Source organism: Candidatus Frankia alpina (assembly GCF_902806485.1).
GTDB lineage: Bacteria > Actinomycetota > Actinomycetes > Frankiales > Frankiaceae > Frankia > Frankia alpina.
In genome coordinates, this window is the sequence record NZ_CADCWT010000002.1 from 1 (window position 1) to 14,166 (window position 14,166).

A 14,166-nucleotide genomic window follows, 5' to 3' on the forward strand; every position below is an offset into this window, starting at 1 on the left:
CTTGTTTTGTGCGTTGGGGTATTTCTGCAGCTCGACGGTCGTCCCACCTCCAGCCCCCCCGGGCAGCAGTGGCACGGGTGGCACCATTCGCATGGACGTCCTACTATCGGAAGCCAGAAGGACCTAACTCTGCGGGCATGCAGGCCCGTCCGTCCTCCCGGGAGCCGCTCCGATGCCATCCGACGCCCAGCAGGAGACGGCAGGTCTCCACGTCCCTGTCTACCCGGTGCGCATTGTCACGGCGGCCGCGCTGTTCGATGGGCACGACGCCGCGATCAACATCATGCGGCGGCTGCTTCAGGCCCAAGGGGCTGAGGTCATCCATCTCGGCCACGCCCGCAGCGTCGAGGAGGTGGCGACGGCGGCGATCCAGGAGGACGCTCAGGGCATCGCCCTGTCCTCCTACCAGGGCGGGCATGTCGAGTACTTCAGCTATCTGGTCGAGCGGCTGCGGGAACTGGGCGCGGGTGACATCCGGGTCTACGGCGGGGGCGGCGGAGTGATCGTGCCCGCGGAGATCGAACTGCTGCGGTCCCGCGGCGTCGCCCGGATCTTCTCCCCGCAGGACGGCCAGGCGATGGGCCTGGCTCGCATGATCAATATGATCGTGTCGGCCTGCGACGTCGATCTCGCCGTGGACGGTCCGAAGCTGGAGGAGGTGATCGCCGGCGAGCAGGGCGCGCTCGCTCGGGCGATCACCGTGCTCGAGGCCGGTCGGGACGACGAGCTTGCCGCAGCACTGCGGGAGGAGGCCGGTCGGCGGCCGCCGGTGCCGGTGCTCGGCATCACCGGCACCGGGGGCTCCGGGAAGTCCTCGCTGACCGACGAGCTGCTGTGCCGCTTCCGGCTCGACCAGGGCGACGCGCTGCGCATCGCCGTGCTCGCCGTCGACCCGAGCCGGCGGCGCGGTGGCGGGGCGCTGCTCGGTGACCGGATCCGGATGAACGCCCTGGGGGACGCCAGCTTCGGGCGGATTTTCTTCCGGTCCCTGGCCACCCGGTCGGCGGGCAGCGAGGTTCCGCCCTCGGTGCCGGGGGCGATAGCGGCCTGCCAGGCGGCCGGGTACGACCTGATCATCGTGGAGACACCCGGGATCGGGCAGGGCGACGCGGCGATCGTGCCCTTCTGTGACGTCTCCCTGTACGTGATGACGCCGGAGTACGGCGCGGCCTCGCAGCTCGAGAAGATCGACATGCTTGACTTCGCCGACGTGGTCGCGGTGAACAAGTCCGAACGCCGCGGTGCCGAGGACGCCCGGCGTGACGTCGCCCGCCAGCTCGTGCGCAACCGGGAGGCCTTCGATCGCTCCTGGGCGGACATGCCGGTCTTCGGCACCTCCGCCGCGCGTTTCCAGGACGACGGCGTCACCGCCCTTTACCAGTACCTGCTCGGGCTGCTGCGGGAGGGTGGCCTGCCGGTTCGGCCCGGTGCCCTGCCAGCCGTCGAGGTACGCGTCTCCACCGGGCTGACCACGATCGTCCCCCCGTCCCGGTCGCGCTACCTGGCCGAGATCGCCGAGACTGTCCGCGATTACCACGCCGAGACGGAACGGCAGGCGCAGCTGGTGCGCCGCCGCGAGCATCTGACCACCGCGTTCGACGCGTTGGTCGCCGCAGCCGCGGAACCGACCGCGGAATCGACGGCCCTGACCGCCCTGCGCGACGAGGCCGACGCGGCCCTGGCGCCGTGGGCGAAGGAGCTGTTGGCGCGGTGGCCGGCGATCGTGGCCGAGCGGCAGGGGGAGCAGCTGTCGTACACGGTGCGCGGCACCGAGATCAGCACGCCGCTGCGACGTACGACCCTCGCCGGCAGCCAGGTTTCCCGCGTCGCGGTGCCGGCCATCGACGACGACGCCCGACTGCTGCGGTTCCTGCGTCGGGAGAACCTGCCAGGATATTTCCCGTTCACCGCGGGGGTGTTTCCCTTCAAGCGCGCCGGGGAGGCACCGGCGCGGATGTTCGCCGGGGAGGGCGACGCGTTCCGGACGAACCGGCGCTTCCACCTGCTGTCCGCCGGGTCGCCTGCGACCCGGCTGTCCACGGCCTTCGACTCGGTCACCCTGTACGGTCGCGACCCGGCTCCCCGGCCGGACGTCTATGGCAAGGTCGGCACCTCGGGGGTGTCGATCGCCACCCTCGACGACATGTCGGTCCTCTTCGACGGGTTCGACCTCGGTGACCCGGCGACCAGTGTCTCCATGACGATCAACGGTCCGGCGCCCGCCATTCTCGCGATGTTCCTGACCACCGCGATCGACCAGCGGCTGGCGGCGTTCCCCGCCGAACACGGCCGCGAGCCGAGCGACGACGAAGCCGCTCAGGTCACCGCCGACGCGCTCGCCACCGTGCGGGGCACGGTGCAGGCCGACATCCTCAAGGAGGACCAGGGGCAGAACACCTGCATCTTCTCCACCGAGTTCGCCCTGCGGGCGATGGCCGACGTGCAGGAATGGTTCATCGAGCAGAACGTGCGCAACTTCTACTCCGTCTCGATCTCCGGGTATCACATCGCCGAGGCCGGCGCGAACCCCATCACGCAGCTCGCCTTCACGCTGGCCAATGGTTTCACCTACGTCGAGGCATATCTCGCCCGGGGAATGCGGATCGACGACTTTGCACCGAACCTGTCGTTCTTCTTCTCCAACGGGATGGACGCGGAGTACACGGTCATCGGTCGGGTGGCGCGGCGGATCTGGGCGGTGGCGATGCGCGAGCGCTACGGCGCCGCCCCCCGCTCGCAGCTACTCAAATACCACGTGCAGACCTCTGGTCGGTCACTGCACGCCCAGGAAATGGCGTTCAACGACGTCCGTACCACCCTCCAGGCGCTGTGCGCGATCTACGACAACTGCAACAGCCTGCACACCAATGCCTACGACGAGGCCGTCACCACGCCCACCGAGGGCTCGGTGCGCCGCGCTCTCGCCATACAGATGATCATTGATCAGGAATGGGGACTCGCCGCCAACGAGAATCCCTTGCAGGGGTCTTTCATCGTTGATGAACTGACCGATCTGGTCGAGGAAGCCGTGCTCGCCGAGTTCGCGCGGATCAGCGACCGCGGCGGCGTGCTGGGCGCGATGGAGACCGGTTATCAGCGAGGCCGGATCCAGGACGAGTCGATGCTCTACGAGCGCCGTAAGCATGACGGCACCCTGCCGATCGTGGGGGTCAACACCTTCCTCGCCCCGCAGCGCGCCGCCGGCACCGCGGACGCCGCCGCCGGCCCTCTGGAGCTGGCCCGAGCCACCGAGGACGAGAAGCGTTCCCAGCTCACCCGACTGACCGACTTCCAGCGCCGGCACGCCGCCGAGGCCGAGGCCGCGCTGGCCGAGCTGCGCGCAGTCGCGGCCGGTACCGGAAACATTTTTGCGGTGTTGATGAAGGCGGTCCGGGTCTGCTCGCTCGGTCAGATCACCCAGGCGTTCTTCGATGTCGGCGGTCAGTATCGGCGCAATGTCTAAAATTCCCGCGACCGGGTGGCGCCGCAGGGTGGGCTCAACGTGGCGACCCGTAATCATCGCGTACGCATGAATCTTTGCCAGCGCGTGGCGTCCTGGGGTGCAATGGACGCTGGCCGTCATCGGGGCGGTCCCCGGCCTGCAGGTCGGGTGCGGACCTTCCCCTGAAGCGCAGGAGCATCCAAGCCGTGGCCACCCCCAAACCACTGCCCACCGATCCCATTGCGGAGGCCCATCGGCACTGGTCCGCGCACGGTTGGGGTGCGGTGGCGGACGGGATGGCGGCGGTCACATCGCTGATGCGTGCCCAGCAGATCATGCTCGCCCGGGTCGACGAGGTCCTGCGCCCGCTCGATCTGACCTTCGCCCGGTACGAGCTGCTCATGCTGCTGCTGTTCTCCCGCCGGGGCGCCCTCCCGCTGAACAAGATCGGCAGCCGGCTTCAGGTCCATCCGACCAGCATCACCAGCGCGGTCGACCGGCTGGAGGCGCGTGGCCAGGTACGCCGCACCCCGCACCCCACCGATCGCCGGGCGATCCTCGCCGAGATCACCGAGGAGGGGCGGGCGACGGCGCTCGCCGCGACGGAGAAGCTCAACGACACCGTCTTCGCCGACCCCGGTCTGGGGGACGGGGGCGTGCGGACGCTCATCGACGTGCTCACCGACCTGCGTCGGGCGGCCGGTGACTTCTGAGCCGGTGGCGGCCCCGCTGCCGGCCGCGTTCCGGGTGCACTGCGACCCCGGCCTCATGATCCTGGCGCCCGCCGCGGCGGGCGCCGGTGGGATCGTGTTGCTCGGCGGGTCGCCGCTGCGGCTGATGGCGCTGTCCGCTCCGGGCGCGCGGGTGTTCGCGGCGCTGCGCGGGGGCGCCACGGTCGGCGCGGCCGGACCCGGAGCGGGGCTGCTGGCGCGTCGGTTCGTCGACGCCGGGCTCGTCCATCCGCTGCCGCCCTGCCAGGCGACGCCGGTGAATGCGGTCACCGCGGTCATCCCGGTCCGGGACGGCGCCGGGCGTGTCGGCGCGCTGGTCGACGCGCTGCGCGGGCAGTGCGCCGAGGTCGTCGACGACGGCTCCCGGGATGCCACCTCGGCCGAGGCCACCGCGTCCGGGGCCCGAGTGATTCGGCATGACCGGTCCCGGGGCCCCGCCGCGGCTCGGATCAGCGGCGCGCGGGCCGCTCGCACCGAGGTGATCGTCTTCTGTGACTGCGACGTGCGGCCCACCGCCGGCTGGCTCGACCGCCTCGTGGCTCACCTGGGGGACCCGGCGGTCGTCGCCGTGGCGCCGCGGGTCGCCTCCCCGCTGCGGCCGGGGTCGCGCGGCGGTCTGCGGGAGCGTTACGAGGCGGGCCGCTCCCCGCTCGATCTCGGGCCATGGCCGGCGGCGGTGCGTCCCGGGAGCCGGGTGTCGTACGTTCCGTCGGCGGCGCTGGTCATCCGACGGGCGTACGCCGAGTTCGACCCGGCGCTGCGCTTCGGTGAGGACGTCGACCTGGTGTGGCGGCTCGTCGGCGCCGGCCACAGCGTCCGCTACGAGCCGGCGGCGGTGGTGCACCACGATCCCCGGCCGTCCTGGCGGGCTTGGGCGTACCAGCGCCACGGCTACGGTTCGTCGTCGGCGCAGCTCGCCCGGCGCCATCCCGGACTGCTGCGACCGGCCCGCGGGGTGGCGAGTGTGGTGGCGGCGGTGGGCCTGCTGGCCACCCGCCGGGACCGCGCCGGCGCGGTCGTGGTCGGCGCCCTGGCCGCGGGCTCGGTGGCGCTGAGCACCGCGCGCCTCGCCCGCCGGCTGGGCCGCACCGACCGTCCCGGCCGCGCCGCGCTGGCCCTGACGGTGCGTGGGCGTCGTCACGCCCTGCTCGCTGCCGCCGAGACATCACGGCGCACCTGGCTGCCCCTGCGCCCGGCCACCTGGTCCTGGCCGCGGCGGCGCTGCCGCTGGTGCACGACTGGTGGGTGGCGCGCCCGGCGGTCGGTCTGGCGCCATACCTGCTCCTGCTCGTCGCTGACGACGCCGCCTACTGCACCGGCGTCTGGTCCGGCTGCCTGCTGCAGAGCAACTTCGAGCCGCTGGTCCCGACGTTGCCGGCCAGCCTGCGACGCCGCCGGCCAGGCGGTGTGATCGGCGCGGCGACGCCCCCCGGCTTCGCGCGGCTACCCTCTAGCGTGTGACTTACCTCGACCACGCGGCGACGACGCCGATGCGACCGGAAGCGCTCGCTGCGTATGCCGCGGTACTCGCCGACACCGGCAATGCCTCGTCGTTGCATGCCAGCGGCCGCCGGGCGCGGCGCATCGTCGAGGAGTCGCGCGAGACGCTGGCCAGTGTGCTGGGTGTCCGGCCGTCCGACGTGGTGTTCACCGGCGGCGGCACGGAGGGTGACAACCTCGCGCTCAAGGGCCTGTACTGGGCGCGGCGGCGGGTCGAGCCCGCGCGGCGCCGCGTGCTGGTCAGCGCGGTGGAGCACCGGGCGGTGCTGGATACCGTGCAGTGGCTGGGTGCCGAGCAGGGCGCCGAGGTGGAGCTGCTCGACGTCGACGCCGCCGGCACGGTCCACCCGGACGCCCTCGCCGCCGCCATCGAGCGCGATCCCGCCGCGGTGGCCCTGGTCTCGGTGATGTGGGCGAACAGCGAGGTCGGCACGGTCGAGCCGGTCGCCGAGCTGGCCGCCGTCGCGCACCGGCACGGGGTGCCGTTCCACACCGACGCGGTGCAGGCGTTCGGCCAGATCCCCGTCACGGTCGGCGAGGACGGGCCCGACGCCATCATCGTCAGTGCCCACAAGATCGGCGGGCCGGTCGGGGTCGGCGCGCTGGTCGTGCGCCGCGGCCTCGCGCTGGAGCCGTTGACCCATGGCGGCGGCCAGGAACGCGACATCCGCTCCGGGACGCTGAATACCGCCGGGGTCGCGGCGTTCGCGGCCGCCGCGTCGATCGCCTGCGCCCAGGCGCCGCGTGAGAGCGTCCGGTTGGCCGCGCTGCGCGACAGACTCGTCCGCCGGGTCCAGGAGAAGGTGCCCGGCGCGGTGCTCAACGGTGCCGGGCTGAGCGGCTCGCAGCGGCTGCCCGGCAACACCCATCTGACGTTCCCCGGCTGCGAGGGCGACTCGCTGCTGATGCTGCTCGACGCGCGCGGCATCGAATGTTCGACCGGTTCGGCCTGCTCGGCGGGAGTAGCCCGGCCCTCGCACGTGTTGCTGGCGATGGGGGCCAGCGAGGAGCATGCTCGAGGGTCGCTGCGCTTCTCGCTGGGCCACACGTCGTGCGCGGCCGACGTGGATGCGCTTGTCGAGGCGATCGGGCCGGTGGTGGAGCGGGCGAGCCGCGCGGGTGCGCTCGCAGGGATGACCGGTGCCTGATCCGCGCCAGAGGCGTGGGGCCGCCGGAGGGGTTTTGGGAGGTGCAGGTCTGATGAGGGTGCTCGCCGCCATGTCCGGTGGGGTCGACTCCGCCGTCGCCGCCGCGCGGGCGGTCGACGCCGGGCACGACGTCACCGGCGTCCATCTGGCCCTGTCCCGATCGCCCGACTCGGGCCGGACCGGCGCCCGCGGCTGCTGCACGCTGGAGGACGCCCGCGACGCGCGGCGCGCCGCGGATGTGCTGGGCATCCCGTTCTACGTGTGGGACCTCGCCGAGCGGTTCGAGACCGAGGTCATCGAGCAGTTCGTGGAGTCCTACGCGGCGGGACGTACCCCCAATCCGTGCGTGCGCTGCAACGAACGGATCAAGTTCGCTGCAGTGCTGGACCGGGCGCTCGCCTTCGGCTTCGACGCCGTGGTCACCGGCCACCACGCCCGTCTCGACCCGGACGGCACGCTGCGCCGTTCCGTCGACCCGGCCAAGGACCAGTCCTACGTGCTGGGCACGCTGCGGCCCGAGCAGCTCGCCGCGGCGAGCTTCCCGCTGGGGGACTCCACCAAGGCGCAGGTGCGCCGGGAGGCGGCCGAGCGCGGCCTGGCCGTCGCCGACAAGCCGGACAGCCACGACATCTGCTTCATCTCCAGCGGCGACACGGGCGGTTGGCTGCGGCAGCGGATCGGCTCCCGGCCCGGCCCCATCGTCGACTCCCGGACCGGGCAGACGCTCGGCGAGCATGACGGGACCTTCGCCTTCACCGTCGGTCAGCGCCGCGGGCTGGGCCTGGGCCAGCCGGCGGCGGACGGCCGCCCCCGCTACGTCCTCGACATCTCTCCGGTGACCTCGACGGTCACCGTCGGCCCGGCCGACGAGCTCGACATCCGCCGGCTGGTCGCCGATCGGGCGGTCTGGCCGCACGAGGGCACGGTGTCCTGCCAGGCCCAGGTCCGGGCGCACGGCGGGGTCGTGGCCGCGCAGGCCGAGGCGCGCGGCGACGAACTCGTCGTCACCCTCGCCGCCCCGGTGCGCGGGACGGCGGCCGGTCAGGCCGTCGTGCTCTACGATGGCGACCGGGTGCTCGGGGGAGGGCACATCCTCGCCACCGCCGGGTGAGCGGCCGGGCTGGGCGGGGTGCCGGGAGGTGTCGGCCACAATGGCGGCATGAGTCTCGATGAGCACTGAGGCCGGCCGCGCGTCGCTGTGGCCGGCCGGCGCGGCCACCGGCGTGGGATCTCTGCCGGGCACCGATCCGGTCGAGGCCACGAAGATGGTGTTCGACGAGCTGCCGGACCTGCCGCAGCTGCCGGAGCTGCCGGCCCGCGGGCCCGGCGCCACGATGGTCGGCCGAGCTGGGGCGATCCTGCTCGACCTGCCCGTCGACCTGCAGCCGGCCGGCTGGCGGTTGGTGCCCCGGCCGGGCCATGACCTGCGCAGATCCCGGGACCTGCTGCGACGGGACCTCGACGCGTTGACCGACGTCGCCGACGGGTACTCCGGGCCGCTCAAGGTCGCCGTGGCCGGGCCGTGGACGCTGGCCGCCGAGCTGGAGCTGCCCCGCGGGCACAAGGCGCTGTCCGACCCCGGGGCGACCCGCGACCTCGCCGAGGCGCTCGCCGGGGGCCTGGCCGAGCATCTCGGCGACCTCTCCCGCCGGGTCCCGGGCGCGCGGCTCGTCGTCCAGCTTGACGAGCCGTCGCTGCCGGCGGTGCTGGCCGGCCGGGTGCGCACGCCCAGCGGCTTTTCGGTGCTGCCGGCCGTCGAGGCGGGCCTGGTGGAGCAGCGGCTTGCGGCCCTCGCCGACGCCACCCGGGCGCTGACCGGCGTTGCCGGGATCGGCGTGCACTGCTGCGCCCCGGACGTGCCGCTGGCGGCGCTGCGCGGCGCCGGAATGGACTTCGTCGGGCTCGACGCCGCTCTGCTGACCTGGGCCCAGGATGACGCGGTCGGCGAGCTGGTGGAGGCCGGGGTGCGGATCATCGCGGGCCTGGTGGCCACCGGCGGCGGGGTCCCGAACTTGTCGGACGTCCGCCGTACCGTCGAACCCGTCACCGCATTGTGGAGCCGGCTTGGATTCCGGCCCGAACAACTCGGGGAGGTGGTCGCCGTGGCACCCGCGTGCGGCCTTGCGGGATTCGGCTTCGACGAGGCCAGGGCGGTCCTGCGGCACTGCCGCCGGGCGGGCCGCGCCCTGGTCGACGCACCGGCATGAGCGCGCCGGTGGACTCCGGCGACGTGGCGGCGGCTGAGGCCGGCGCCGGGGTCGAACCGGGCGTCGCAGCCCCCGTCGCGGACCGGGCCAGCGCCGCCGAGCTCGCCCGCGAGCTGGACGAGCACGCCTACCGGTACTACGTGCTGGACGCGCCGACCGTCGCCGACGCCGAGTACGACCGACTGATGCGCGAGCTGACCGCGCTCGAGGAGCGTCATCCGGATCTGCGCACGCCGGATTCGCCGACGCAGAAGGTGGCCGGGTCGTACTCGACCCTGTTCACCCCGGTCGAGCATCTCGAGCGGCTGCTGTCGCTGGACAACGTCTTCGACGACGACGAGTTCCACCAGTGGGCCGCGCGGGCAGCCCGGGAGACCGAAATCGACGCCTGGCTGTGCGAGCTGAAGATCGACGGGCTCGCCGTGGACCTCGTCTACTCCGACGGCCGGCTCGTGCGCGCGGCGACTCGCGGCGACGGCCGCACGGGGGAGGACATCACCCCCAACATTCGCACGCTGGCGAGCGTGCCGACCCGGCTGCGCGGGGCGGGCGTGCCGGAGCTGCTGGAGGTCCGCGGCGAGGTCTTCTTCCCGACCGAGAAGTTCGCCGAGCTCAATGCGTCGCTGGTGGCCGGGGGCGGTAAGCCGTTTGCCAACCCGCGCAACGCCGCGGCCGGGTCGCTGCGCCAGAAGGATCCCCGGGTCACCGCCACCCGCCCCCTCGATCTGATCATCCACGGGCTGGGGGCGCAGCGCGGGTTCGACGCCGCCTCCCAGTCGGCGGCCTACACCCGGCTCGCCGAGTTCGGGCTGCCTGTCTCGACCCACTTCGAGGTGCTGGCGTCGGTGGGCGACGTGCTAGCGTACATCCACCGTTGGGGGCAGGCCCGCCACGACGTCGCCCACGAGATCGACGGGGTGGTCGTCAAGGTCGACGCGTTCGCCCTGCAGCGCCGGCTGGGGTCGACGTCGAAGGCGCCGCGGTGGGCGGTGGCCTTCAAGTACCCGCCCGAGGAGGTCACGACGAAGCTGCGCGACATCAGGGTGAACGTCGGCCGCACGGGCCGGGTCACGCCGTTCGGCGCGCTGGAGCCGGTGCTGGTCGCGGGGTCGACGGTGGGGCTCGCGACCCTGCACAACGTCGACGAGGTCGGCCGCAAGGGCGTCCTCATCGGCGACACGGTCGTGATTCGCAAGGCCGGTGACGTGATCCCGGAGATCGTCGGCCCGGTCGTCGACCTGCGCGACGGCACGGAGCGCGCCTTCGTCATGCCCACCCACTGCCCCGAGTGCGGCACCGAGCTGGTGCGCCCCGAGGGCGAGGTGGACATCCGCTGCCCGAACACCTACTCCTGCCCGGCGCAGCTACGTGAGTCGATCTTCCACATCGCCTCGCGGGGCGCGCTGGACATCGACGGACTCGGCTACGAGACGGCGATCGCCCTGCTGGAGGCGGATCGCGTCCACGACATCGGGGACATCTTCCACCTGACGGCGGAGTCGTTCGAGGGGCTGCGCGGCTTCGGCCAGAAGAAGATCGACCAGATCCTGCGCGGCGTCGAGGCGGCCCGGCACCGGCCGCTGTGGCGGCTGCTGGTCGGCCTGTCCATCCGCCATGTGGGGCCGACCGCGGCCCGCGGGCTCGCCCGGGAGCTGCGCTCGCTCGACGCGATCGCCGCCGCCCCCGCCGAGCAGCTCGCCGCGGTTGAGGGCGTCGGTCCGAAGATCGCAAGTGCGGTGGTGGACTGGTTCGCCGACGCCCGCCACCGCGACATCGTCGCCCGCATCGCCGCCGGCGGCGCCTCGCTCGCCGACGCCGGGGCCGAGGAGGGCCCCCGCCCGCTCGACGGTGTCGCGGTGGTCATCACGGGGACGCTCGACGCCTGGAGCCGGGACTCGGCGACCGAGGCGGTGCAGGGCCGCGGGGGCAAGGTCACCGGTTCGGTGAGCAAGAAGACGGCGTTCGTCGTCGTCGGCGCCGATCCGGGGGCGGCCAAGTACGACAAGGCGCGCAGCCTCGGCGTACCGGTGCTGGACGAGGCCGGGTTCGCCGTGCTGCTCGCACGCGGCGCGGACGCCGCGTGCGAGCGGGCCGTGCCCGCCGACACCCCGGACACCGACTCCGCCCGCCAGGCGGCGCAGGACGACGCCCAGCCGCGGTGACCCGGGGCAAGGGCTGGCGGGGGGCCATCCCGGTCAGGGGTGATCCGTCCTGCTCAGGCTTGCCGCGATGCCGGCGAGGTGGGCCAGCCGCTCGAGCTCGGAGGCGCGGAAGGCCGGCCCCCCGGGACGGCCGATGAGGACGACCAGTCGGTCGCCGCCGACGGGTGCCGCGGCGAGCTCCATGCTGACCGCCTTCCAGCGGGGCGGGAAGGTGCCTTCGTCCGGTCCGATCCGTCGCGCCCGGTCCAGCGGCAGCCAGGGCAGCGGCAACCGGACCCGTTCGGGCACGCCGAGGTCGTCCCCGCCGAGCGTGGGCGCGCCGACCGAGGTCTCCCGCACGCGCACGTCGTGCGCGCCCACGTGTTCGAGCAGCACCGCCCAGTCCGGGTTGAACACGGCCGGGGCCAGCTCCGTCAGCGTTGCAGCGGCGTCGAGGGGCCGCTCGGTCAGCGCGTCGACGAGGTCGAGGTCGAGGTCGCTGGTGACGCCGCCGCCGTCCGCGAGGAACGGGCGCAGCGACTCGACGACCACGCCCGGCACCGACTGGACCGCGCTGATCGCCCGATCCGCGAGTCCTCCCGGGGGCAGCATGACGAGCAGGTCGTCGACCGCGCCGGCGGGGGTGCGCTCCACGACCGTGACGCTGGTGATGTCGATGCCGGCGGCGCCCAGGGCGGTGGCGACGGCGCCAAGGGTGCCCGGGCGGTCCGGTAACACGACGCGCAGCAGGTGCGACATGTAGTTGAGCATGCACAAAAACCGTGTCGTCGGCATGGCCGACCGGTCACGCCGAGATGACGCGGCGCGCCGCCGCTTGCCTGGTCAGGCGCCCGGCGGGGGCTGGCGAGGCGGAGCGGCGCCGCCGCGGGACACCCTCGGCCGGCAGGTCGGCGGGGTGAGGTCCGTGCCGGCCGCGCCCCGGCCCGTACCATGACATGACGTCGACGCGGCGAAGCGTCCGGTCCGGCTCTCTCCCCCGTGGCCAGCCTCCGGGCGGTCCGGAGTCTCCCGGCTGCCGCCCGCGGCACGCACGACCAGTCACGGGCCTCGCGCCCACCGCCCACGAAGGGGCTACACGCAATGGGGATCACGCGGGACGAGGTAGCCCATCTCGCCCGACTCTCGCGGATGTCGGTGACCGACGACGAGCTGGACGCGCTGGCACCGCAGCTCGAGGCGATCCTGTCGGCGGTCGCCCGGGTGGCCGAGGTCGCCGCGGCGGACATCCCGCCGACCAGCCATGCCGTGCCGCTGACGAACGTCATGCGTCCGGACGTCGCCCGCCCGTCGCTGACCGCCGCCGAGGCCCTGGCCGGCGCCCCCGCCACCGAGGACGGCCGCTTCCGGGTGCCCCGCATCCTTGATCCGGACGAGTGAGGTCGCCGCCCGCATGACGGACCACCCGACACCTTCCGCCACGACCAGCGCAGCCGCCACGACCGACGTCGTGCAGCTGACCGCCGCCGCCACGGCCGCGGCGATCGCCGCGGGCGAGCTGAGCGCCGTCGAGGCGACCCAGGCGGCGCTCGATCGCATCGCCAAGGTCGACCACACCATCCATGCCTTCCTGCACGTCGACGCCGAGGGAGCGCTCGCTGCGGCCCGCTCCGTCGACGAGCGCCGGGCGGCCGGGGAGCGGCTCGGCCCGCTCGCCGGGGTGCCACTGGCGCTCAAGGACGTCCTGACCGCGCGCGGCATGCCGACCACCTGCGGCAGCCGGATCCTCGAGGGCTGGCACGCGCCGTACGACGCGACCGTCGTCAGCCGGCTGCGGGCGGCGGACGTCGTCCTGCTCGGTAAGGTCAACATGGACGAGTTCGCCATGGGCTCTTCCACGGAGAACTCCGCCTACGGGCCGACCCGCAACCCGTGGGACACCACCCGCATCCCGGGCGGCAGCAGCGGTGGCAGTGCCGCGGCGGTCGCGGCCTTCGAGGCCCCGCTGGCGATCGGCACCGACACGGGCGGCTCCATCCGCCAGCCGGCCGCGGTCTGCGGGCTGGTCGGGGTGAAGCCCACCTACGGCGGCGTGAGCCGCTACGGCCTGGTCGCCTTCTCCAGCTCGCTGGACCAGGCGGGCCCGCTGGCCCGCACCGTCGCCGACGCGGCGCTGCTGCACGCGGCGATCGCCGGCCACGACCCGCTCGACTCCACCAGCGTCGACGTGCCGGTGCCGGCCGTGGTCGAGGCGGCGGGCCGGCGCGACATCCGCGGCCTGCGGGTCGGCGTCGTGCGGGAGCTCGCCGGTGACGGCTACGACCCCGGGGTGCAGGCCGCCTTCACCGCCGCGGTCGAGACGCTGACCGCGCTCGGCGCCGAGGTTGTCGAGGTGAGCTGCCCGCACTTCACCTATGCGCTGCCCGCCTACTACCTGATTGCGCCGAGCGAGTGCTCGTCCAACCTGGCCCGCTTCGACGCGATGCGGTTCGGGCTGCGGATCGGCGACGACGGCCAGGCTGGCGCCGAGGAGGTCATGAGCCGCACCCGTGAGGCCGGCTTCGGCCCGGAGGTCAAGCGGCGGATCATCCTCGGTACCTACGCGCTGTCCTCGGGTTACTACGACGCCTACTACGGGCAGGCGCAGAAGGTCCGCACGTTGATCAGCCGGGACTTCGCTGCGGCGTTCGAACGGGTCGATGTGCTGGTCTCACCCACCACCCCGACCCCGGCGTTCCCGCTCGGTGCGAAGGTGGACGACCCCGTCGCCATGTACCTGTCGGATCTGTGCACCATCCCCTCGAACCTGGCCGGCGGCCCGGCGATGAGCCTGCCGGCGGGCCTGGTGGACGGGCTGCCGGTGGGTATCCAGATCATGGCGCCGCCGTTTGCCGACGACCGGCTCTACCTGGTCGGCGGGGCGCTGGAGGAGGCCCTCGACGCCCAGCGCGGGCACGCGCTGCTCGACGAGGCTCCGGCGCTGTGACCGCCCGGCAGAGACGGCCCGGATCGGCGACCGGGCCTGGTGGAGGGGACCGG

At 73.4% G+C, this 14,166-nt stretch carries 10 protein-coding genes; 9 read left to right on the forward strand and 1 reads right to left on the reverse strand.

Annotation, left to right across the window (positions count from 1 at the left end; translation table 11 throughout):
• The first annotated feature begins 172 nt into the window (after positions 1-172).
• The 7 genes from icmF to ligA all read left to right on the forward strand — a co-directional run bounded on the left by icmF (position 173) and on the right by ligA (position 11,190).
• A complete protein-coding gene (gene icmF, locus G6R25_RS00440; RefSeq protein WP_163551220.1) occupies positions 173-3,463 on the forward strand; it encodes a fused isobutyryl-CoA mutase/GTPase IcmF in 3,291 nt (1,096 codons plus the stop codon).
• A gap of 185 nt (positions 3,464-3,648) precedes the next feature.
• Complete coding sequence (locus G6R25_RS00445; protein ID WP_136447628.1) at positions 3,649-4,155, forward strand: MarR family winged helix-turn-helix transcriptional regulator; 507 nt, start codon at positions 3,649-3,651, stop codon at positions 4,153-4,155.
• Entirely contained in the window at positions 4,145-5,584 is a 1,440-nt protein-coding gene (gene mftF, locus G6R25_RS00450; RefSeq protein WP_235947023.1) for a mycofactocin biosynthesis glycosyltransferase MftF, read from the forward strand. The genes G6R25_RS00445 and mftF overlap by 11 nt, the downstream gene beginning before the upstream one ends.
• Before the next feature lie 46 nt (positions 5,585-5,630).
• Positions 5,631-6,821, forward strand: a complete 1,191-nt coding sequence (locus tag G6R25_RS00455; RefSeq protein WP_163551221.1) for a cysteine desulfurase family protein — start codon at positions 5,631-5,633, stop codon at positions 6,819-6,821.
• Positions 6,822-6,873: 52 nt separating this feature from the next.
• Entirely contained in the window at positions 6,874-7,932 is a 1,059-nt protein-coding gene (mnmA, locus tag G6R25_RS00460; RefSeq protein ID WP_163551222.1) for a tRNA 2-thiouridine(34) synthase MnmA, read from the forward strand.
• A gap of 58 nt (positions 7,933-7,990) precedes the next feature.
• Positions 7,991-9,028, forward strand: a complete 1,038-nt coding sequence (locus G6R25_RS00465) for a methionine synthase (protein WP_163551223.1) — start codon at positions 7,991-7,993, stop codon at positions 9,026-9,028.
• On the forward strand, positions 9,025-11,190 hold the full coding sequence (gene ligA, locus G6R25_RS00470; RefSeq protein ID WP_163551224.1) for an NAD-dependent DNA ligase LigA: 2,166 nt from the start codon (positions 9,025-9,027) through the stop codon (positions 11,188-11,190). The genes G6R25_RS00465 and ligA overlap by 4 nt, the downstream gene beginning before the upstream one ends.
• A 33-nt stretch (positions 11,191-11,223) precedes the next feature.
• Here the strand turns inward: ligA and G6R25_RS00475 are convergent, their stop codons facing one another.
• Complete coding sequence (locus G6R25_RS00475) at positions 11,224-11,940, reverse strand: ACT domain-containing protein (RefSeq protein ID WP_163551225.1); 717 nt, start codon at positions 11,938-11,940, stop codon at positions 11,224-11,226.
• Between the two features lie 330 nt (positions 11,941-12,270).
• Here G6R25_RS00475 and gatC point away from each other — a divergent pair, with 330 nt between their 5' ends.
• A complete protein-coding gene (gene gatC / locus G6R25_RS00480) occupies positions 12,271-12,567 on the forward strand; it encodes an Asp-tRNA(Asn)/Glu-tRNA(Gln) amidotransferase subunit GatC (protein ID WP_136448965.1) in 297 nt (98 codons plus the stop codon).
• 13 nt (positions 12,568-12,580) lie between these two features.
• Positions 12,581-14,113, forward strand: coding sequence for an Asp-tRNA(Asn)/Glu-tRNA(Gln) amidotransferase subunit GatA (gene gatA / locus G6R25_RS00485; protein ID WP_136448966.1), 1,533 nt, complete (start codon positions 12,581-12,583; stop codon positions 14,111-14,113).
• Positions 14,114-14,166: the final 53 nt, after the last annotated feature.